This is a genomic window from Ignavibacteria bacterium (genome assembly GCA_016873845.1).
Lineage (GTDB): Bacteria > Bacteroidota > Ignavibacteria > Ch128b > Ch128b > JAHJVF01.
The window spans coordinates 1-22,563 of sequence record VGVX01000017.1 but is presented as its reverse complement, the minus strand read 5'-3'; the positions used below and the strand labels follow the sequence as shown (position 1 = coordinate 22,563).

The 22,563-nt window shown below is 36.3% G+C and carries 18 protein-coding genes; 13 read left to right on the top strand and 5 right to left on the bottom strand.

What is annotated here, in order from left to right; all coding sequences use genetic code 11:
• Nucleotides 1-88 precede the first annotated feature (88 nt).
• From FJ213_05440 to FJ213_05415, 6 genes are all read left to right on the top strand, one after another.
• The gene (locus FJ213_05440) at nucleotides 89-469 is read left to right on the top strand and encodes a four helix bundle protein (protein ID MBM4175604.1); all 381 of its coding nucleotides are present in this window, start codon (nucleotides 89-91) and stop codon (nucleotides 467-469) included.
• A 176-nt stretch (nucleotides 470-645) separates the two neighbouring features.
• The gene (locus tag FJ213_05435; protein ID MBM4175603.1) at nucleotides 646-1,626 is read left to right on the top strand and encodes a UPF0164 family protein; all 981 of its coding nucleotides are present in this window, start codon (nucleotides 646-648) and stop codon (nucleotides 1,624-1,626) included.
• 2 nt (nucleotides 1,627-1,628) lie between these two features.
• Entirely contained in the window at nucleotides 1,629-2,711 is a 1,083-nt protein-coding gene (locus FJ213_05430; GenBank protein MBM4175602.1) for a hypothetical protein, read from the top strand.
• A 30-nt stretch (nucleotides 2,712-2,741) separates the two neighbouring features.
• A complete protein-coding gene (locus tag FJ213_05425) occupies nucleotides 2,742-5,042 on the top strand; it encodes a T9SS type A sorting domain-containing protein (protein ID MBM4175601.1) in 2,301 nt (766 codons plus the stop codon).
• Nucleotides 5,043-5,337: 295 nt separating this feature from the next.
• Nucleotides 5,338-8,394, top strand: coding sequence for a choice-of-anchor D domain-containing protein (locus FJ213_05420; protein MBM4175600.1), 3,057 nt, complete (start codon nucleotides 5,338-5,340; stop codon nucleotides 8,392-8,394).
• A 54-nt stretch (nucleotides 8,395-8,448) separates the two neighbouring features.
• Nucleotides 8,449-9,351, top strand: a complete 903-nt coding sequence (locus tag FJ213_05415; protein MBM4175599.1) for a T9SS type A sorting domain-containing protein — start codon at nucleotides 8,449-8,451, stop codon at nucleotides 9,349-9,351.
• A 7-nt stretch (nucleotides 9,352-9,358) separates the two neighbouring features.
• Here the strand turns inward: FJ213_05415 and FJ213_05410 are convergent, their stop codons facing one another.
• Nucleotides 9,359-9,748, bottom strand: a complete 390-nt coding sequence (locus FJ213_05410; protein ID MBM4175598.1) for a T9SS type A sorting domain-containing protein — start codon at nucleotides 9,746-9,748, stop codon at nucleotides 9,359-9,361.
• A gap of 205 nt (nucleotides 9,749-9,953) precedes the next feature.
• Between FJ213_05410 and atpD the strand changes: the two genes are divergently transcribed.
• Both atpD and atpC read left to right on the top strand, forming a co-directional pair.
• Complete coding sequence (gene atpD, locus FJ213_05405; GenBank protein ID MBM4175597.1) at nucleotides 9,954-11,363, top strand: F0F1 ATP synthase subunit beta; 1,410 nt, start codon at nucleotides 9,954-9,956, stop codon at nucleotides 11,361-11,363.
• Nucleotides 11,329-11,766, top strand: a complete 438-nt coding sequence (atpC, locus tag FJ213_05400; GenBank protein ID MBM4175596.1) for an ATP synthase F1 subunit epsilon — start codon at nucleotides 11,329-11,331, stop codon at nucleotides 11,764-11,766. Before atpD ends, atpC begins: the two co-directional genes overlap by 35 nt.
• A gap of 61 nt (nucleotides 11,767-11,827) precedes the next feature.
• On the opposite strand, the gene FJ213_05395 is transcribed toward atpC, so the two are convergent.
• From FJ213_05395 to FJ213_05380, 4 genes are all read right to left on the bottom strand, one after another.
• Nucleotides 11,828-12,517 carry a TrkA family potassium uptake protein gene (locus FJ213_05395; protein MBM4175595.1) on the bottom strand — a complete coding sequence of 230 codons (690 nt, stop codon included), beginning with the start codon at nucleotides 12,515-12,517 and terminating at the stop codon, nucleotides 11,828-11,830.
• 16 nt (nucleotides 12,518-12,533) lie between these two features.
• Nucleotides 12,534-14,285, bottom strand: a complete 1,752-nt coding sequence (locus tag FJ213_05390) for an ATPase (GenBank protein ID MBM4175594.1) — start codon at nucleotides 14,283-14,285, stop codon at nucleotides 12,534-12,536.
• Nucleotides 14,286-14,294: 9 nt separating this feature from the next.
• Nucleotides 14,295-15,164, bottom strand: a complete 870-nt coding sequence (locus tag FJ213_05385; GenBank protein MBM4175593.1) for a prohibitin family protein — start codon at nucleotides 15,162-15,164, stop codon at nucleotides 14,295-14,297.
• A gap of 311 nt (nucleotides 15,165-15,475) precedes the next feature.
• Complete coding sequence (locus tag FJ213_05380; protein MBM4175592.1) at nucleotides 15,476-16,336, bottom strand: DUF72 domain-containing protein; 861 nt, start codon at nucleotides 16,334-16,336, stop codon at nucleotides 15,476-15,478.
• A 141-nt stretch (nucleotides 16,337-16,477) separates the two neighbouring features.
• On the opposite strand from FJ213_05380, the gene FJ213_05375 reads away from it, so the two are divergent.
• The 5 genes from FJ213_05375 to FJ213_05355 form a co-directional block, all read left to right on the top strand.
• Entirely contained in the window at nucleotides 16,478-17,161 is a 684-nt protein-coding gene (locus FJ213_05375; GenBank protein ID MBM4175591.1) for a DUF1573 domain-containing protein, read from the top strand.
• 178 nt (nucleotides 17,162-17,339) lie between these two features.
• Entirely contained in the window at nucleotides 17,340-19,070 is a 1,731-nt protein-coding gene (locus FJ213_05370; GenBank protein MBM4175590.1) for a T9SS type A sorting domain-containing protein, read from the top strand.
• 227 nt (nucleotides 19,071-19,297) lie between these two features.
• Nucleotides 19,298-19,888, top strand: a complete 591-nt coding sequence (locus tag FJ213_05365; GenBank protein ID MBM4175589.1) for a polyisoprenoid-binding protein — start codon at nucleotides 19,298-19,300, stop codon at nucleotides 19,886-19,888.
• Complete coding sequence (locus FJ213_05360; GenBank protein MBM4175588.1) at nucleotides 19,885-20,334, top strand: MarR family transcriptional regulator; 450 nt, start codon at nucleotides 19,885-19,887, stop codon at nucleotides 20,332-20,334. Before FJ213_05365 ends, FJ213_05360 begins: the two co-directional genes overlap by 4 nt.
• A gap of 57 nt (nucleotides 20,335-20,391) precedes the next feature.
• The coding region (locus FJ213_05355) for a hypothetical protein (protein ID MBM4175587.1) at nucleotides 20,392-22,563 on the top strand (2,172 nt) is incomplete at its 3' end.

Here is a 22,563-nt window from a genome sequence, read left to right as displayed (position 1 = left end):
ATGAATAATGAATAACGAACAAGGAACATCGAACATTGAAGTTTATACTCAGTTTATAATCGCATTAACTAGTTTGGTAGAATAAAGTATGACCGAAAATAAAAATAAGAAATTTGATCTCGAAGAAAGGTTAATCAATTTCGCAGTACTGATAATAGAAATAAGTAGAAGCCTTGATAATACACGAGAAGGTAATCATATCACTGGGCAGTTGGTAAGGTCGGGAACGTCGCCAGCTTTACATTACGGAGAGGCACAAAGTGCTGAATCGAGAAATGATTTTATCCATAAACTCAAAATTCTTTTGAAAGAATTAAGAGAAACATTAGTTGCTTTGAAAATTATTAAAAAAGTACCTTTGACAAAAAAGTTAGAAATAGTTGATAAAGGATTAATTGAATGTAATGAACTTATCTCCATTTTTGTAAAAAGCGTAGAAACAGCAAGGAAGAATAATGAGAAAAAATAGAAATTCGACCCGATTACGGCGTGTTATTTTTTACTACTTCATTTCGACATTCGATATTCCTTGTTCGATATTCGATATTATAAAAAGATCATATCACGATGACGGTACGGATTAGAATGAATGTTAATCTAATTAATATTTCTCGTGCGGAATTTAATATCATTTTTAGGTGATAAATGAGAGTTTTAGCTTTTGTTATGATATCATTGTTATTTTACATAAGCACGCTTTATGCGCAATTGCTTCCCGTGCTTGGCGGACAGCGTGCAGGTATTTCGACTGCACAATTCCTAAAGATTGGAGTCGGCGGTAGAGCTTCAGCGCTCGGTGAATCATTCGTCGCAATTGCAAATGATGCATCAGCTCTGTATTGGAATCCGGCTGGATTAGTACAGTTCAACGAGCATCAAGTGTTTTTCTCTCATACAAATTGGGTAGTTGACATTAAGCATCAATTTGCCGGTGCAGTTTATAAAATTTCAGATGTGAGTGCTGTTGGTGTCTCGTTCACAACCCTTCACATGGACGATATGAAAGTGACAACAGAAACTCTGCCATTCGGAACAGGAGAATATTTTTCCTACGGTGATGTTGCAGTGGGATTAAGTTATGCTCACAAATTTACCGAGCAATTTAGCTTCGGTGCAACAGTAAAGTATATACATGAAACTTTGGATAAACTTTACATGAACGGCTTCATGGTTGATCTTGGGACTTATTATTGGACAGGTCTCGGGACTTCACGATTTGCAGTTGCGGTTTCAAATTTCGGGAATCAAATTTCACCCAAAGGAGAAGTTTACCAGATTGATGGGTCTAAAGTCTCTGAATTTCAAGCATTTTCTCCGCCGACTATGTTTAGAATTGGATTCGCTGTTGAACCGATTATGACAGATAATCATACTTTAACAACATCAATTCAACTTAATCATCCAAATGATAATTCTGAGAATGTCGGAATTGGATTGGAATATAATTTCAAGAATTTATTTTTTGTTAGGGGTGGATATAAGCTAAATGTTGACGAACAGAATTTCACATTTGGTGCTGGAGTTAATGCCCCAATATCTTTCGCCAAAGCGTCTTTCGATTATGCCTACGCGAACTTTAACAGATTAGGGAGTACGCATCGATTTTCAATATTGTTAGGAATTTGAAGATGAAGAAGATTCTAATTTTACAATTTATTTTAAGTATAATATTTCTGAGTTGCGGTGATAAATTAGACTTAACAGAATTTTCAACAGGAAAGAAAATTGAAAATCCAAGCGATACATCTTACATCCAGCTTAAACCTGTATGGGAAGGATTTAACAATCCAACTGACATTTTAATCGGCAAAGAACCTTTCATTTATGTTGCAGATACTGATAATGATCGTGTGGTTATGCTGAATACTGCAGGACTTATTTTAGGAACTGTAAAGATCAAACGACCGGTTGCCTTGGCGCAAGATTATAGGTTGAACTTATTAGTTTGTGCTGAGTTCGATACAACTATCGGAGGTGAATCTAAAGTTTTTGGCGCATTGTATAAGATTGATATGTTTGCGTCTGGAAACCAGCTTGGCAGTGCACCGTTGAAACGCTTACTCCCTTCAACCTCCAGCCACTTTCAAAAGAATTTGAGAAGATATACGGGCGTTACAGTCTTCTTCGACAATTCGTATCTTGTAACGAGAGTTGGACCGGATAATACAAGTCCTATCGATCCCGACAATGCCATTTTAGAATTTACACAATGGAAAAACGGTGACGGAACTTATCGAGACAGTTTAATGGGCCGGCTGCCAAACTTTGAAGCAAATGGGAGCGGATTATTGTCAATCAATCAACTAAGTTCAGTTACTTCATTTAACAGAAAGAATAAAGAAATAGTAACAGCACAAATTGGCAATACAAGTTTTAAAGTCCAGTGGTTGAGATTTATAATTACAACTGATTATGCCGGTTACGTAAGCAAGTTTGATCCAGGTGTTGAACCAGTAGATTTTCTTCGACCAAATAAATTTGACACTCCCGCAGATGTAACTGTAGATAACTCGAACAATATTTTCATTGTCGACAGTAAAAAAGATAGTTTATTTAAGTTTAATCAATTCGGCACCGAGCAGCATTCATTCGGAGGTCCGACAGTTTTTAAGAATCCTAAAGGTGTAGCGTTCCATGATCGAACACTTTACATCTGCGACTCAGGTAATAATCGAATTTTAAGATTTATCTTATCAACTGATACTAATTAATTCCTACCTAAGAGAAAGTAGAGATATATAATGCACAGAATAATTTATTCAATGACTATTGTTTTAATTCTATTTAATGTTTCTTATGCACAGTTCACACCGATTTCGGCGTTACGCAACAATAATTCAAGCGGAGTTCCAGTCGACACTGGAAAAGTATTTACCGTAACTGGAAATGTATCTGTTGCGAACGAATTCAACAGCCCGTCGTATATGCAAGATCACGATGCAGGTATTGCAGTTTATGCACGCGGCGCCGGACTTTTTTCTGCGTCTGTGAAGATTGGTGATTCGGTAAGAGTTACAGGAACTCTTGCCCATTTCAATGGATTGACACAACTTTACCCCACTTCTTTTGCAAGACTTGATTCGCAAAAAACAATCGAACCGCTGTTTCTGACAATTGCTGAAATCAAAGCACAAAACTGGAATGCTTATGAAGCTTACGAAGGAACGCTTGTCCGCGTGAATAACATTACAGTCTCTGCTTCAGGAAATTGGGTGGGAAACACTAATTATACGATTGCTGATGGAACGGGAACCACACTGCTGAGAATTACAAATGGGACAACACTCGTTGGGCAGCCGATCCCAACCGGTGCATTTGATGTTATAGCTGCACTTGGAGCTTACAAAACTTCTGTACCTTACGATGCGAGCAGTTATCAGCTTCTCCCAAGATTTATTGCTGATATTGTTACTGACAATAAACCTTTGATTATTTTACCAGTTATTGCATCAAACATAACTCCAACTTCCTTCAAAATCTTTTATGAGACATTACGCGATGGCGATACTGAAGTGCGGTACGGTCTAACTACTTCGCTTGAAATGGGAATGTTGAAGGATGCTTCACTAACAAAAAATCATTCGATTACAGTCAGTGGATTAAATCAATTAACAAAATATTACTTTAAAGTTTATTCAACTAATACTGCTGGTACAAGCGAGGGCCCATTAGAGTCAGTTACCACAGCTTCGACTAATCCATCAACCGGAGCAATAAATATTTACTTTAATACAACTGTCGACCAAACAGCAGCGATTCCAGGAAATACCGCAAAAGGAAACGTTGTCTTCACCGATAAACTGTTGGAAAGAATTAATTCGGCATCGTATTCAATTGATATGGCTCTTTATAGTTTTTATAATCAAAATACAATCGTGAATGCACTAATCGCAGCAAAAAACCGCGGTGTAAAAGTTAGAATTGTTTACGACAAGCGCACAACTCAAAATTCAATGCAGTCCTTGATCAACGCTGGATTTTTAATCAGCAAACGTCCCAATATAAATGGAATCATGCACAATAAATTTTTCGTTTTTGACGGAAGAGATACAGATGTAACTAACGATTGGGTTTGGACTGGTTCGTGGAATGTTTCCGGAGATGAAAGCGGCTGGCTGAATAATGTTGTGGAGATAAACGATTATGCACTCGCTCAAGCTTATACAAAAGAATTTGAAGAAATGTGGGGAAGCAATACGGATTCACCCAACTCATCGGCTGCAAAGTTTGGTCCAGCAAAATCTGATAATACGCCTCACTTCTTCACAATTGGTGGGAGAGAAGTGCAACTTTACTTCAGCCCATCTGATCAAACTAATTCCAAAATCAAGAATACTTTGTCAACTGCCGACTCAAGTCTTTTCTTTGCACTTCTTTCATTTACAAGAAGCGATTTGGCAAGTGAAATCGTTGCACGAAAAAATAATGGCGCAGTTGCAAGAGGTATTATCGATAATGTTAATGACTCTGGCTCTCAATATTTATTCTTAAAATCAAACATTGAAGCGTTTGACCATAATATTGGCGGCACACTTCACCACAAATACGGAGTCGTTGATGCGTCATATCCAAGTTCGAATCCTTTCGTGATTACGGGTTCTCATAATTGGAGCAATGCAGCTGAAAATGACAACGATGAGAATACACTAATTATTAAAGATATTTTTATTGCGAATCAATTCATGCAGGAATTCAAGAGGAGATATAACGACCTCGGTGGAACAGGAACTTTTGTAGTGCCAACTTATGTAAGTGTTAAAGATGAAAATCTTGCACCAACCAATATTCAACTCTATCAAAATTTTCCGAACCCCTTCAATCCAGTAACGACAATTACCTTTACGATGCCGACAGAGAAATTCGTTTCTTTATCATTATTCAATTCGCTCGGGCAAAATGTCAAAACACTTTTCGAAGGGGAAGCACAGCCCGGAAAAACCGTAATCGATTTCAAGGCTGATGGATTACCAAGCGGTGTATATTATTATCAAATTACGGCAGGTGATTTTCATTCTACCAAAAAGATGATTTTGATGAAATAGACTTTGCGATGTCCAACTGATTCTCTGAGAGTGAAGAAAATATTTTAATTCACTTCCAAAATTCTTTAAGATTAGTTCTTATGAAAATATTTTTAATAATCAAAAAAATCTTAGAATATTCTTGATTTGCATTTTATTAATTACTAAGATTGAATAGTTTTTGTTTGAGGATTCTTGAAAGAGGTCAAAAAGCAAGTATCATTTTTAAACTGTAAAATCTTCTCACTTCTACATTACTAAATTTTTCGTAGCTTTTTGTACCCCTATTAAGTTATACAATAAATAGGAGGTCGCTGTGAAAATCTCTTTTCCCTATTTTAGGAATATTGTACTATTTATTCTTAACATTCTTTTTTTTCCATTCCCTCCTTTACTGAATTCACAGACCCCAACTTTTGATAAAATTGTTTTCAGCAGAGAGGAAAGTGCTAACGATTGGGATATCTGGACTATGGATTTGAATGGAAGCAACCAAACAAGAATACATAATTCAACATCGAATGATGGTGATCCTCATTTTAGGAGTGATGGCAGTAAGATCGTCTTTAGCCGTTTTACACAGGCCTTGCCCCCTACTGCAGATATTTGTGTAATTGATCCGGATGGAAACAATTTAGTCAATCTGACATCAGATATTCCAGCCGAATGCGGCAGGCCAAAATGGTCCTGGAATGGGATAAAAATTGTCTACAAAGTATCCGCAGGTCCTGACAATGGTGATATTTTTTTGATGAATGCGGATGGTACAAGTAAAACAGCATTAATAACTGGAAGCACAAATGATGAATGGCCCAGTTTTTCACCGGATAGTTTGTACATCGTTCTTCAGAGATATGTTGGTGCGATCTCAAATCAGAAATCAAAGATTATAAGATACAAAATTTCAGATGGGACAATTACAGAATTGACTGACGGGAATTACCTTGATGAAATGCCAGTATATTCACCGGACGGAAATTATGTTTTATTTAAACGGGGTACTACTAATCCGGAAATTTTTAGGATTCGTATTGACAATCTTGCACTAGAAAATCTTACTAATAACTCTGTAGTAGATGATGCCCCTGCATACTCATATGATGGGACGAAAATTGCTTGGATGCAGTCAACTTCGGCTCTGAATACGTGTGAGATCTGGATAATGAATAGTGGTGGTTCAGGTAAAACCCAATTAACCAGTAATTCAGTTGCTGATTTCAATCCAACATTTTCACCATTTTCTACAACTTCGGGACCGGAAATAAATATTAAAGGAAATAATATAACTATTATAAATGGCAGTGCAACACCAAGTACTTTAGATTACACTGATTTTAGCAGTGTGCTAGTTGATAGCGGTGCCATTACAAGAACTTTTGCAATTGAAAATCTTGGTACTGCTAATCTCATACTCTCAGGAAGTCCTCTTGTTCAACTAACCGGAACAAATTCCACTGACTTCTCTGTTCTTGTAAATCCTTCATCAACTATAGCTGCAAGCAGCAACACAACATTTCAAGTCAGATTTGATCCAAGTGCAAGCGGCACAAGAACAGCAACAATAAGTATTCCAAATAATGACTCGGATGAAAATCCATACACACTTGCAATACAAGGATCAGGAACAGCATCTGCAGCTGCTGTCTATGGAAAAATTGCATTTTGCAAACAGCAAAGTACAACCGATTGGGATATTTGGATTATGGATGCCGATGGCAGCAATCAAACAAAATTATTGGATAGTGATGCAAAGGATATGAATCCACACTTCAGCCCCGCCGGAAAATATATTGCATTCTCCAGAACCAGTGGATCATCACCCAACTTTACGAACGATGTTTATATAATGAATAGCGATGGCACTAATGCTACAAATTTAACATCAGACGTATCAGAATCCTGTGTTGGACCAAAGTTTGCGTGGAATGAAAGCAGGTTGGCATTCTTTAGAAATTATATGGGTTCCGGATTCGTTTTGTGTACAATGAATCTTGATGGAACAAATAAACAGTACATCAATGATCAGGCAGGGAACCCTGTTGTTGGTGATTCTCCTTTTTTTACACCGGACGGCCAATGGGTTGTATTTCAAAGAGTAAATCCCGACCAATTGAAAGGGGCAATTTATAAAGTTCCTGCCGCCGGGGGAAACGTAATTCAGCTAACCAATACTTCAGATTTCTATGAACTACCAAGGGTATCACCGGATGGACAGTTTGTAATTTGCAAATACAATCCTATTGCCAGCGGTAAAGCGGACATCGCAAAGTTTTCAATTAATCAAACACCTCCAACGTCCAATGTTGCTAATCTTACCAATACAATGAATGAAGATGAGGACTCGCCGATGTACTCATATGAGGGAGATAGAATAGCATATATGGGGACAGCCGGTACCACTTCAATGGAAATTTGGACTATGAATCCCGATGGTTCAGTTAGAACAAGACTGACCAATAATTCTCAGCAGGATTTTGATCCCACTTTTTCCCCCGCCAGTGCTGTACCCGGACAAGTTACACTCCTATCCCCATCGAATGGTTCAATAAACCAACCTACGACCTTGACGTTGACATGGAACGCAGTCAGTAGAGCAACGACATATCATATACAGTTATCGGTTGACAGCAGTTTTACTTCATTAGCTGTGGATGATACTAATATTACTTCAACATCAAGGCAACTCACATCATTAGAAAACAATAAAACATACTTTTGGAGAGTGAGAGCAAAGAATACAGCAGGGTGGGGTTTATATTCATCAACTTGGAATTTTACAACGATAATTTCTGTACCATCAGTACCGACATTGACATCGCCAACGAATGGAGCAATTGGCATATCAATTACTCCAACTTTAAGCTGGTTTGCATCAACTGGTGCAGCCACCTATCATTTACAAGTCGCATTAGATTCGATGTTCACTTCCGTTGTGTATAACGATTCTACACTAACTACTACATCTAAGCAAGTTGGACCATTGCTGAATAATACAAAATATTATTGGAGAGTAAATGCGAAGAATACAGGCGGGACAAGTGCTTGGTCTGCAGTTTGGAATTTCACCACTTTAACTACTCATGTTGAGAAAGATAACAATGTTATACCGACTGAATATGAGTTAGCTCAGAACTATCCAAATCCTTTCAATTCTAGAACGACAATTCAATTTGATATACCCCAAATGGGAAATGTAAACATTAAGATATTCAATGCACTAGGAAAAGAGATAAGTGTATTGATTGATGGGTTTCTGCCTGCTGGTAGATATAGATTAAATTGGGAGGCAAAAAATTTGCCAAGCGGTGTCTATTTTTATGAGTTGATAGCGGGCAACTTCAGAGAGGTGAAAAAGATGATTGTTTCAAAGTAACTTAACAAGTTTATGAATTACATTTTTTAATTATATCATTAGGAGAATAGTTGTATGAAAACAATAAACCTTTATCTTTCTTATTTAATATTTCTGATTGTTTCGACTGTATACGCTCAAATAACTCCCCCACTACCTGTAAATGGTTGGTCTTTTCGTGGGTATTTTGGCAACGGGCCTGCGGCAACATCTTCATATCTTTCTGGTGTGGCCTATGAAGGCAATTATTCACAAGCTTTCTATGTTTCACTTCCTCATGGTGGAGCGACTATTGAGTGGGTTAAAAATTTTGAGAGAGAATATGTAAAACCAACTCATGTAATGTATAAATATGCTTACAAATCTGGTAATTGGTCAGCACCATTTGATTTAAAGATTCACTTTTATATGAAAAAGGGAGACTCACTTTACTACTTTGATGCGAGTACAGTTTATAAAGAATCAACTTTTTTTTGTTGGGTTTCAAGCAGTAAATCTTCTTATTTGGGTTCGGTTCCAAATTTCTCGGAGATTGTTTTAAAATTCTATTTCATGCCTATCACTATAACACCAATAGATGCATCGGCAGAGGTTCTTATTGATTGGCTTCAATTAAGGTATGGAAATGATTCAACGATCACTATCGATCGTTTTGGTGATCCGCTCACTAAATTAGATGAGTCGAACAACATTCCATATCAATTTCGGCTTTCTCAAAACTATCCAAATCCATTCAATCCGAGTACTGTAATTAGCTATCAGCTTTCAGCAGTCAGTCATGTTACGCTAAAAGTTTATGATTTACTGGGAAGGGAAGTTGCAGTTCTTGTGAATGAAGAAAAATGGCCGGGTAATCATGAAGTACGATTAACCATTAACGATCCGTCAGCTGACGGACGTTTAACGAGCGGAATTTACTTTTATCAACTAAAAGCTGGAGGATTTATTGAGACAAAGAAAATGATATTGATGAAATAAGTTGGCATTATTTTAATAGAATTAATTTCTTTGTCGCATCATAATTTTTTGATTGAAGTCTATAATAATAAACTCCAGTAGTCAAGTCCGAAGCGTCAAATCCAATTGTGTGAGTGCCTGCTTCACGGTGACCTCCTATCAAGGTTCGAACTTTTTCTCCAGAAGAATTAAAAATCATTAATTCAACCATTATGCTTTGTGGAAGAGTAAAGTTGATATTTGTAATTGAATTTCCGCCGGAGGTGGATCCGCTCTTGTCTGAAGATGAAGCGGAAAAAGGATTTGGATAATTTTGAGCTAAATGAAATTTGAGATTCTCTCTAGGTTCAAACTCAAATGAACTTGTACCGCCTTCTAGTAATGTTCTTTCAAACACGCCGTGGTATACAACATAAATCTCGTAACTTTTATTTGGATTGACAGCTTTCTACTAACTTCTAAAACGCTATAATCCGATTTTGAAAACAAAAGCAATTGTATCCTATTGTTCTTTACAGATTGGTGTCTAATACGTATCTGAAGCGGGTAACCGTAAATAAATTTGTAAGACTTTTCTATAATCCTTATTTTTGTGCTCAAAATTTTAATCATAAGGATGCTAAATGAACCAAGGTAAGATAGTACAGATTATTGGACCCGTTATAGATATCGATTTTTCTGGCGGAGCACTTCCGCAAATTTACAATGCTGTGAAAGTTCCGCGCCAAACCATCGAAGGACAGAATGAGGAATTAGTGTGTGAGGTTCAGCAGCATTTAGGACAAGATAGAGTCCGAACTGTAGCTATGGATTCTACTGATGGACTAGTTAGAGGAATGGATGCATTCGATACAGGTAAGCCAATCGAAGTTTCAGTTGGACCCGAAGTGTTAGGAAGGTTATTGAATGTAATTGGTGAACCGATTGATGGCTTAGGGGAAATCAAGACTGATAAAAAACTTCCTATTCATCGCGAAGCCGTAGAATTTAAGGATCTAAATCCGACTAAGGAAATGCTTGAAACTGGAATTAAAGTCATTGATTTGATTGAGCCGTATTCCAAAGGCGGGAAGACTGGATTATTCGGCGGGGCAGGAGTTGGTAAAACTGTAGTCATAATGGAGTTGATTCACAACATCGCAAAATTTCACGGCGGATATTCTGTGTTCTCCGGTGTTGGTGAAAGAACTAGAGAAGGAAACGATCTTTGGCTTGAGATGAAAGGGTCTGGAGTGCTTGATAAAACAGCAATGGTCTTTGGACAAATGAACGAGCCGCCAGGAGCAAGACAAAGAGTTGGATTAACCGGTTTAACCGTGGCAGAGTACTTTAGAGATCAAGAAGGAAAAGATGTACTTTTATTCATCGACAATATTTTCAGATTCATCCAAGCTGGCAGTGAAGTAAGTGCACTATTAGGACGAATGCCATCAGCAGTAGGTTACCAACCAACACTTTCGACGGAAATGGGTGAACTTCAAGAGAGAATTACTTCAACGAAGAAAGGTTCGATCACTTCAGTTCAAGCGATTTATGTTCCAGCTGATGACCTAACTGATCCCGCACCAGCGTCGGCATTTTCACATCTTGATGCAACCACAGTATTGAGCCGCCAAATTGCAGAACTTGGAATATATCCTGCAGTTGATCCACTAGATTCAACGTCCAGAATTCTTGAACCAGGAGTTGTTGGTGAAGAACATTATACAACTGCTCGAAGGGTGAAAGAAATTCTTCAGTCGTACAAAGATTTGCAGGACATTATTAATATTCTTGGAATCGATGAACTTTCTGACGATGACAAGATAATAGTTCAGCGTGCAAGAAAAATTCAGAAGTTTCTTTCTCAGCCGTTCTTTGTGGCAGAAGAATTTACAGGAACTCCAGGCCGATATGTAAAACTTGAAGATACGATCAAAGGTTTTAAAGGGATCATTAATGGGGATTATGATCACTTGCCAGAAGGAGCTTTCTTTATGGTAGGAACGATCGAAGAAGCTGTCGAAAAAGCAAAGAGGCTGCAGTGTGAGTGATTCGAAGAATATCAAACTTGAGATAATCACTCCAAACAAAGTTGTGTTCTCAAAAGATGTTCAGTCTGTAACTCTTCCAGGTGAAGTTGGAAGTTTCCAAGTTCTTTATAATCATGCACCAATTCTGAGTAATCTATCAATTGGACAGATCAAAGTTCAAAACGTAGATGATTCTATAGAGTATTTTGCAGCGAGCGGTGGATTTGCAGTTGTTCTTGAAAATGTTGTTACAGTTTTATCAGAGACAACTGAGAAATCTGATTTGATAGACGTAAAACGTGCCGAAGAAGCATTAGAGCGTGCTAAAAGCAGGATTAAGGAAAAAGCTGCAAATTTAGATTATGAGAGAGCTTTCCTTGCAATGGAAAGAGCCAAGAATAGATTAAGAATTTCGCAGAAGTAGATTACCACATTTAGGTAATTTTTGCAAGGCTCGGATTGTTTTATCGCAGTTCGAGCTTTTTTTAGTCTATCAATTTCTGAATATCTTTATCTCGTCCAAAGAGAATTAGAATATCGTCTTTCTCAAGAACTGTACTCGCAGAAGGAACTCCAGCAATTTTTTCAACCGTTTCACTTTGAGAGGTTTTTTTATCAATTGCGGTTACAAATTTTTTTATTGTGATTAGATTGACATTGTACCTAATTCTTAAATCAAGTTCTTGAATTGACTTACCGATAAATGCATCCGGTGTTTTTAAATGTACGATATTGTGCCCGCTCCCTAATGGAATGTAATCAAGAATATCTTCATGAATAAGGTTGCTTGCGAGCTTTTTTGAAATTTCCTCTTCGGGTGAAATAACTTCTTTAACTCCGACTTTTGACAGTATCTTTTTATGTACTGGGGAGGTTGAACGTGCAATAATTCTTTTAACTCCCATGTGAATTAGATTCATTATTGTTAACAGTGCATCTTCAAACCCGGCGCCGATGGAAACAACTACTGCGTCCATCTCAATAATACCTTGTGCTTTGAGCGCTCGTTCATCTGTGCTGTCAAGCCGAACAGCGACCGTGACTTTATCCTTAATCTCTTCAATTACATTGAAGTTGCTGTCTATTGCTAGAACTTCAGCGCCAAGTTCCGTTAGTGTAGTAGCTAATGGTATCCCAAAATCTCCTAATCCAATTATTGCGATTTTCTTTGCCACGTTTTATCTCCGATTATTAAATGGTTGATATATTTTCTGATGGATAGTCGTAGTTTTCTGTAACGATTTTTCTAGTAAGTGCCAGCATAAAAGTTAATGGTCCAACTCTTCCAATGTACATGATCAATGAAATAATAATTTTTCCCGGATCAGTCAATTGTCCTGTAATTCCTCTTGATAATCCAACTGTACTGAAGGCAGAAACTTGTTCGAAGATCAAATCCAGCAAGCTGTGCTTTTCTATGTACGAAAGAATTATCAAAGTTGAAAAAAGAAATACAAATGAAAAAACCATTTTAGTAAAAACTCTATGAATGATTTCATCCGGAATACTTCTATGAAAGATCTCGACTTTTTTCTTTCCGCGGACAAATTCAAAAAATGCAACAATGGATATAAATACAGTTGTAGTTTTTAATCCGCCGCCTGTTCCGCCAGGCGAAGCACCAATCAACATCAACATTATAAAGATCAATGATGTCGGAATTAAAATCTTGTCGATAGGAATTGAATTAAATCCGGCAGTTCGCGTGGTCACCGATTGAAAGAAAGCAGCTAACAACTTTTGATCTAGGGTAAAATCTTTCAATGTATTGTTATTCTCTAATCCAACGAAAAAAAACATTCCAGCAAATATTAAAACAATAGTAGAGAAAAGAACAATTTTGGATTGAATAGTAAGATGCTTACGTCTTAATCTGCTCTTTTTAAATCTGCTGACCGCAGTTTCGAGAACATTTAGAAATGCAGAGAAGCCGAACCCTCCGAAGATAATTAGAAAAGAAACTGTAGTCAGTATCGTATAATTAAATCTTGTATGAATTGAGTAAAGATTCTCTGAAAAAGTCGAAAATCCAGCATTACAAAATGCAGAAACAGAATGAAAGATTGAGTGAAAGATTCGTTCATTTAAACTTAGTGATGTCCCTTCGAAACCCTGAAAGATTATTATAGCGCCTATTGCTTCCAATCCGAAAGTCAGTAAAATTATTTGGATCAAAGTTTTTGAGATTTGCCCAATTTTTTCTTCGTCTATCATATCGCCGATTAAAACTCTCTCTTTAATTCCCAGTCCGCCGGCAAAGAAAATTGCAAAGAAAGTTGTTATTGTCATTACGCCAAGTCCGCCGATTTGAAATAAGCATAAAATGATAATCTGTCCAAATTGAGTGAAGTATGTTGCTGTATCAACAACAATTAATCCAGTCACGCAAACGGCGCTTGTTGATGTAAACAATGCATCGACTAAAGAGATGTTTCCAGTTGTGGTTGCTTTGGGAAGCATCAACAATCCAGTTCCGAAGAATATTAAAAGAAGAAAACTGAATAGAAAAAGTTTTGCCGGTTGAATTTTAAACTCAGCAATTGTGTGTCCAAATCTTACTGCTTTTATCGCTAAGCTTACGACAATATAAATTTGCAGCACAATTATGTAGAAAACATTTAAATCTGTAACATGGAAATAACCAGCAACATCGGTAAATACAGATGGGATGATAATAAAAATCACTGTTTGAATTAAAATTAAAATCAAGAGTATTAAATCAAACCAACGCGATTTCATGTATTCAATTCTGTGTTCTGAATAAAATATTTTTCCGAATTGGTAATAAATGAACAATCCAAAAATTATTACATAAGAATAACTAATCAGATTGTGGATCTCTGGAGTGAGGTAAAATCCATACTGCAATAGAAGTGCAGCGAATGCAAGCAGAGCGATAACAAATAGAAATCTTCCACTGTATTTGTCAAAAAAGTGCCGCAAAGAATTTTCCTATTTTGTATCTAAAATTAACGGCAGCCCGTCTTTGCCTGCGCCAATTACTACTACTTTGGCATTCTGTGACGATGCAAGTTTCTCAGTTGCCTCAATCCCTTTCCATCTCAGCAAGGGTTCGCTTATTCCGCGAGCAACAATATCCTGAAAATCAGCAATTCCTTTTGCCTCAATTCTTTTCCTTTGTGCTTCTTGTTCTTCTTTTGCTAAAACAAATTGCATTCGCTGACTTTCCTGCTCGGCTTGAAGTTTAGCTTCAATAGACTGAGCTAATCCTGAGGGGAGCCCCACTTTTCGTAAGGGAGTTGACTCAATGGATATTCCGCGTGCTTCTACAATGTTAGCTAACTCTTTTCTTATTAGCAGTGCCAATGTTTCTCGTTCTGAGGTGTAAAGTGCTTTTGCATCGTAGCTTGCAGTTACGCCGCGACAAACTGAGCGGAATTGTGGCACCAGAATTATTTGAGCGTAATTCTCACCAACTGTTTTGTAAATTGAAGCAACCATATCGGGGGTTAAATGAAAAAGAGCGCTTATCTCAAGTCCTACAGTCAAACCTTCCTTTGATGGAACATCCATATCCTCTTTAAGTTCTTGGGTCTTTACAGAGAATTTGACAACCTTTGCTAATGGATTAACTGGATTGATTCCAGCTTTAAGCGTGTTATCGGAAACCATACCGAAGAAATCGACAACACCGACATTTCCCGCTGGAATTACTGTAAAACATTGCAGAAGTGCGAGAAGTGCAAATATTCCAACTGCTATTGGTGAAAAAGTTCTAAAAGGATTGCCGACTAAATTTCTGCTTTTACTATAAAGTACAATGGATGCAATCAATAATATTAAAAAGAATATAAATAACATTTTCTGAACTCCTTTATTATAATTCTAAATTAAAAGATTCGATTTGTTTTGCCAAAGGCAAGATTTATTTGAAGGGAACGTAAAACTCTTAGAAGATATTTTCTTCATTAATCCGTAAAAATTGTCAATTCAAATTTACCTAAAATAATATTGATTGAAAAATTATATACTCAGCTTAAAATAGTAGAAAATCCAAATTCCAAATAACAAAACCCAAATATTGATAAGAACTTCATGAAATATTCATAATTTCAGAAGTCAATCATCTGACTAAAGCATAAAACAATTAACAAATAACTAATAACTAATAACTAAACTCCCATCAACTCCTCGATTCTCTTAATAGTTAACGGAGCGGAACCTTCGAAGTGATTGTTGACATTTACAAATAAATCGACTTTTTTCTTTTGAAGAGTTTGAATCATTTCAACAACTTTTTCGAGCTCAGACTCGTTAGGTTCGATGCGTTTACTCCAATCGCTACCGCTTCTCTCTTCAATTCCTTTTCTATCAGGACCATGCAAACGTATAACTGTCTGCTTCTTGATTGACTTTTCAAATTTCTGAAATAGTTCGAAGATGTCTGGCATGTAATATCCTTGGAGAAAAACGTGAGCTAATCCATCATCTTTTAAAAAATCAAAATAAGTTTGGTTTAAGTAATTCGGATTGCGGATTTCAATTCCATAATTGAACTCATCAGAGCATTTCGAAATGAATGAAGAGAATTTATCCTGAAATTCAATCTGAGAACTCATCTTTTGCTTGTTTAAATATTCAAATTGGAACATTAAAATTCCGATTTTTTCTTTCATCGGTTCGAGCTTTTTCAATATCGTATCAAAAAGTTTTTTTGAAAGAAAATTGTCATTTGGAATTAAGGGTGCAGACTTTGATTTCTTGTAGTAATGTGTGAGCGTTATGCTATTTGGGAGCTTTATCGTGAATTGAAAACTGTCCGGCACTGACTTGTAGTATTCATTTACATCCTTAGGATTCGGCAGACGTATTTTATCCTTATCGAAAAGCGACCAAAACCATTGATCAATCTCAACTGTGTTAAAGTATTTTGAGTATTCTTCGAGATAATTGAATTTTGCATCATTTGGATAGATTATTCCTTTCCATGAATCGTATTTCCAACTGCATGTACCGATTTTTAATTTCTTCAATTTATGTTCCTCTGTTTCTCTTTACAAATAACTTTGCTTTCTTGGCTCATTGGCGATTAAAGATATTTTCGAAACATATATCGCTCAATTTGGTATTAAAGATAAAAAATTTATATTCATACAAAAAGTAGGAACGAATAAATGAAATATTTTGCGACAATTATTTGCATACTTTTAACTTCTGCAATTGGGATTGGACAGATCAGAGTAAAAGTTATTGGCGGTGATACACATCATTTTGGAACGATTTATAAAGGACAAAAAGTAAAGCACGTATTTGAAATTGAGAACCTAACTTCAAAAACAATTCAAGTAGATAAAGTGGAAACTTCCTGCGGCTGCACGGCTGCACTAATCTCGAACAAGACTTTGAAACCAAAACAGAAAGCAAAGGTTACAGCCGAATTTGATTCCGAAAGCTTCCAAGGATACCAAGAAAAAAACATTTACGTCCATGAGCGGCGATCGAAAGAGCCGCTGGTTATTTTAAAAGTTCAAGTCAACATTGCAGTCGAATTAGACGTTGTTCCGCTTTATCTCGTATTCGACAATGCTGTTGTTGGTTCGGATAAAAATGCATTCGTTCAAATAATTAATAGAACCAGCAGTCCGATTAAAATTTTAAAAGTCGATAACTCAACTAAAAATCTAAAATTAAAGATTGATAAATACACGCTTAACTCAGATGAAGTTGCCACAATTGAGGGGACCTATTTACCAACTCATTCTGGCTTAGTTAGAGGTTCATTTTATCTTGAAACAAATGCTAAGCACCAGAAAAAAGTCGAAATAAAATTTTACAGCAATGTTAGAGACAAATTGTAGAAAATTAATTATATTTCTTACGGTAATTTATAAGTAATTATTGTTCATTGATGATTTGAAAAATTCGAAATTCTAATTTCGAAGTCCTAAAACCCATAGCTTAATTCGGAATTAGATATATTCATCAAGTGCTGCTTAGAAAAATAGTCTGAGTATTTATTAAAAAATTGGGTGATTTATGAAAGCAATAATTTTTGTTTTCGCTTTTCTCTTCTCGTCACTAAATCTTTATTCACAGACTTCTCATCTTGTTCACGAAAAAGCTCCCCGTCCAAAATTTGAGGATCTGAAATTGGACAAAAACTATCCTCATGATCCGATGCCATCACAATATCCTCCTACTGGAGTGTTAATTGGAAAAATGTGGAATGCTTACTCAACGCAGGCATCTTATACAAATCAAATTTTCACAGATCCATTTTCCGGATTGATCAGTGTTGTACATCGGGGCAGCAGAAAGTATCCGAACAGCGGCACAATAGTTTATCAGGCGACCGATGATGATGGAGCCAATTGGACACCCGAGGTTGGTCCGATGAATTTACCGGGCTCTCTGGGCCGACATCCGAATATTGCATTATCAAATCCAACCAAGGATGTAACTCCGGGTGCACAAAGTGTTATCGCAAGTTTCCCAATTCTAACTACAACTTGGCATTATTTAGAATTTTCTTCCGATCCTACTGTTGGAAGCATGACTTTCACTCACTTTTTAGATAGTACATATTATCCAAATGATGAAATGTTCATCAACTCTAAAGGAGATATTTTTACAGTCGCACCGAAAATTGATTATCAAATTATTGGATCCGATACTGTTAATATGGATCTGTTCATGTCTACAAACAGAGGTGTAACTTGGACTAAGAGCCCAATTTCTAAAACTTCTGATTTCGAGCAAGACACCTGGAATGGAACGAAAGGTTTCATTAACAAAAATGGGACTGGCTATATAATGGTTCAGGGAAAAAAATCAGGACAAAATTTTTATTCATTCGGTTACAAGAAGACAACTAATGATGGAGCAACATGGGATACGAATTGGACATGGGTGAATCCATATACAATTCCTTCATTATCAGGAAAGGTTCACGCATTGAATTATGAAGTTGATGCTGCAACGGATAATTATGGAAAACTTCATTTTGTTGGAACGTTCTTAGATACACTTGATAAGTCCCTCTCAGGATATACTGGAATCTATCATTTATGGGGTGAGGAGATAAATTGGAATGGGGAATTGATTGCTAAAGTAAATAGAACTTCACTTAGTTTGCCAGGCGGACTGACTACATTAAATGAAGTAAAATTTGCTTCGTCGTGGAATGGAACTTTTGGAGTGATTAAGTTTTGTGATATACCAAGCCAACTGGATTCCTTATATGATATATTTCTTGCTGGTGCATGGGGTTCACCAAAAACTATTCTAAACGTAACTAATACTAAAAATATAAATGAAAAATATACTCAGATGTCTTCATTTCTGTATACTGGGGTTCATTATTTTGGGAGGGTAGATATAATGTATACGATATTTGGGAATAATGATACAAATGATCTTATTGAAGCAGAATTATGGTATTTGTGTGGTTTGTATTTTGGAATTTATGATTATGCTGAAGATGATTTTTATCCACCAATTAAATTTCATCTTTCACAAAACTTTCCCAATCCATTCAACAACCAAACGAAGCTTGAATATTACGTACCCTATGAATTCGATGGGAAGGTTCTAATTAAAGCTTATAACATTTTAGGCAAGGAGGTCGCAACTTTAGTTGATGAACACAAGCGTGAAGGACTTCATTCGGTAACTTTTGATGGAAGCAATTTATCAAGTGGACTCTATATATTTGAACTGAAAGCGAATAATACAGTAAAACGAGTGAAAGGAATTTTGCTGAAGTAACAACTTCTCGATTCGCTCACAATTTCTTGTCCAGAATGTAAGCATATCGGTTGACTCAAAATCGATCCGATTAAAAAGCTCATTATCAATTTTCCTACCCGTATTCCGCATTCCGAAATCCGCACTACCTCGGAACTGTTTCAAGAATATATCTGTTGCAACATTAAATGTTATAACATATATTGTTATCAATTAAATTCTAAGTAATTAATATAAAAGTAGATAAAATGAAAAAATTACAACTAATCGCCATTTCACTTGTGGCTTTACTTTCAATAAGTTTTGCTCAGACTGAATGGACATTCGATAAATCACATTCGAAAATTGGATTTACAGTAACACATTTAGTAATAGCTGAAGTCGATGGATTTTTCAGAACGTTTGACGGAAAGATCACATCAAAGGGTGAAGATTTTGAAAATACTGAAATCGAATTCACAGCAGATGTGAACAGCATCTCCACAGATAATGAAAAAAGAGATGCTCACCTGAAATCAGACGATTTCTTTAACGCAGAAAAATATCCGACAATAACTTTTAAAAGTAAATCATTTAAAAAGATCGAAGATAAAAAATATAAACTGGCAGGTGATATTACAATTCGTAATATCACAAAAACAATTGAACTTGATGTGAAGCATAATGGAACAGTCAAGGATCCTTGGGGAAATACGAAAGCCGGTTTTATTGTCAAAGGGGAATTGAATAGATTCGATTATGGTCTGAAATGGGATGCCGCTATTGAGACTGGCGGATTAGTAGTAGGTAAAACAGTTGAATTAGTTATTAAGGTTGAATTAGCTAAGCAGCAATCATGAAACTCGAAGATGAAATAAAACAATCGAAGTTTCGAAACGAATATCATAAGTTAGCCGTGAATATTTTATATACTCACGGCTGGCTTATTTCTCATCAAAGCAAAGTTTTTACCGATTATGATCTAACTCCACAGCAATACAACATTTTGAGAATTTTGAGAGGACAATATCCAAATCCTGCGACCATCAATCTCCTAAAAGATAGAATGCTCGATAAAATGTCCGATGCTTCACGGCTTGTCGATAGACTGAAAACCAAAGGATTCGTCGAGAGAGAGATCTGCAATAAAGATCGCAGAAGAGTTGATGTCAAAATAACACAAAAAGGGTTGGCACTGCTTAAGAAATTGGATGGAAGTGTGAAAGAATCTGAAAAAATGTTCTATCGTTTAACCATATCTGAAGCTGAAACTTTAAATAATCTACTCGACAAATTGAGAGGTTAATAGTTGACTACTGTGATGTAATTGTGACAAGAAATATTTTTTTTTGCCCAATTAGTTATGCAACTGATTGGGCTTTTTGTTGAATATATCTTGAAACTAAGGTTTTTAGTTGTCGTATACAGCATCAAAAAATTAATCATAATTTATATGAAGGTAGAGATGAGAGCAAAAATTCTATTCGCAGCTGTTTTATTCATTTGTTTTCTGCATCAATCGTATGCACAGCCAATAACAAAAGGAACGATTAAAGGAAATGTAATCGATTCCAAAGATAACAAACCGATGGAGAATGCAAACGTTGGTTTGTTTAATTACACAGACTCAACTTTTATTGGCGGTTCTGTAACAAATCGGGCAGGTAATTTTCTTATCGAGAATGTTCTTGTCGGAAAATATTATTTGCAGGTAACCTTTGTTGGATACGAAAAGGCAATTATTTCAGATGCAGCAATCACAAATGAAAACAAAGATGTATCGGTCGGGACAATATCATTGAAATCAACATCTGTTGAGTTAGGTGAGGTCAAAGCAGTTGGAGAAAAACCAATTGAAGAATTTCATATCGACAAGAAAGTTATCAATGTCAGTAAAAGTTTATCCGCAACAAGTGGAACCGCACTCGACGTTTTGAAAGAACAGCCTTCTGTTCAACAAGATCAGGAGGGGAATATTACTCTCCGAGGGAGTTCAAATTTCACAGTTCAAGTTAACGGAAGACCAAGTGTCCTGCAAGGTTCGGATGCATTGAGACAAATTCCGGCTAATATAATCGATAACATTGAGCTGATCACGAATCCATCGGCAAAATATGACGCGGAAGGTTCTGCAGGAATCATTAATATCATTACTAAAAAACAGACTGAATCTAACTTAAGCGGAATTTTTAACGTTGGAAGCGGTTCAAGAGATAAGTACAATACCGAATCGACAATTAATTATAAGAACAGCGACTATACTTTAACCGGCGGATTTGATTATCGAAAAGGGACTAATTTAATCGACCAGAAAATTGAGAGAGAAACTTATCTCCCGACAGAAACGATATTGAATAACACATCAGTTGATGGATTAGTAATTCGAAATAATTATGCAATTCGTGCAGGATTAGATTATAATTTTTCTCAGCAAAGCGGCATCGCACTGAATGCTGCAGCCGGTAAAGTCGATTTGAAAAGATCGTTTGATTTCAGCACACACAATCTTTCAACTGCTGCGGATGATTACATTTTCGTAGATGATAATTATGATTTAACAGCGAATTATGTCAATTCATCACTCTATTATAATAACAAGTTCACACCGGGAGTTGACGAGTTAGTATTTGAAGCGACCTATACAAATCTCTTCATGCCGAGGACTCAAAACACTTCTGAGTACAAATCGGATGCAAGTTTTAAGAATTTACTTCCAAACCCAAAAATGCGCGAATTCAAAGATGATACAAAACGGAACGACGGCAGAATCAAATTGAATTATACCTATACCTTCAATCCAAAAAGTAAACTCGAAACCGGGCTACAATCAACTTTATCATTTAAAAAATTTGATATCAGCAATAAAGTGTTTAATTGGACAACATTAGTGTGGGATGTAAAGACGGACTTTACTAATCAATTTGACTTCAGAAACAATGTCTATGCGGCATTTGTTACTTATTCCGACAATTTGTTTGATTTTGATTATCAACTTGGCTTGCGTACAGAATACACTGATAGAGTTCTTGAACAGATCACAATGAGCAAAGATTACAAATTCACAAAACTCGATTTCTTCCCATCTCTTAATCTCCTTCGAAAAATTGGTGAGGGGAATCAGATTCAATTCAGCTATACACGAAGAATAAATCGACCGGTAGAGCAGCTGCTAAATCCTTATCCGAATTACAGCGATTCATATATAAGCAGCGTTGGTAATCCCGACCTGCTTCCGGAATACACACATTCATTTGAATTGAATTTTCAAAAATTCATTCCTGGAGTTTTCTTGTCAGCTCAAACTTATATGAGACTTCAAGATGATTCCTTCACGCAGACCATGACTGTAGATGATAAAGGAAAGCTCGTAATCTCCTTTGATAATATTGCTAAAACCAGAACCATTGGTGCGGAGCTTTCTTCAAGTATAACTATGATCCCGTGGTTAAGAATTGATCCAGCCGTCAATTTATTTCATAATAATATCAGCGGCGAAATATTGAAGAAGAATGTCGATAACAGTACGTTTTCAAAA

Bases quoted from the DNA above. Each gene is read 5' to 3' on its own strand.
- FJ213_05385 (MBM4175593.1), bottom strand. From the start codon at position 15,164: ATGTTATTTATATTCTTTTTAATATTATTGATTGCATCCATTGTACTT.
- FJ213_05375 (MBM4175591.1), top strand. From the start codon at position 16,478: ATGAAATATTTTGCGACAATTATTTGCATACTTTTAACTTCTGCAATT.
- FJ213_05440 (MBM4175604.1), top strand. From the start codon at position 89: ATGACCGAAAATAAAAATAAGAAATTTGATCTCGAAGAAAGGTTAATC.
- FJ213_05370 (MBM4175590.1), top strand. From the start codon at position 17,340: ATGAAAGCAATAATTTTTGTTTTCGCTTTTCTCTTCTCGTCACTAAAT.
- FJ213_05360 (MBM4175588.1), top strand. From the start codon at position 19,885: ATGAAACTCGAAGATGAAATAAAACAATCGAAGTTTCGAAACGAATAT.
- FJ213_05430 (MBM4175602.1), top strand. From the start codon at position 1,629: ATGAAGAAGATTCTAATTTTACAATTTATTTTAAGTATAATATTTCTG.
- FJ213_05365 (MBM4175589.1), top strand. From the start codon at position 19,298: ATGAAAAAATTACAACTAATCGCCATTTCACTTGTGGCTTTACTTTCA.
- FJ213_05435 (MBM4175603.1), top strand. From the start codon at position 646: ATGAGAGTTTTAGCTTTTGTTATGATATCATTGTTATTTTACATAAGC.
- FJ213_05425 (MBM4175601.1), top strand. From the start codon at position 2,742: ATGCACAGAATAATTTATTCAATGACTATTGTTTTAATTCTATTTAAT.
- atpD (MBM4175597.1), top strand. From the start codon at position 9,954: ATGAACCAAGGTAAGATAGTACAGATTATTGGACCCGTTATAGATATC.
- FJ213_05415 (MBM4175599.1), top strand. From the start codon at position 8,449: ATGAAAACAATAAACCTTTATCTTTCTTATTTAATATTTCTGATTGTT.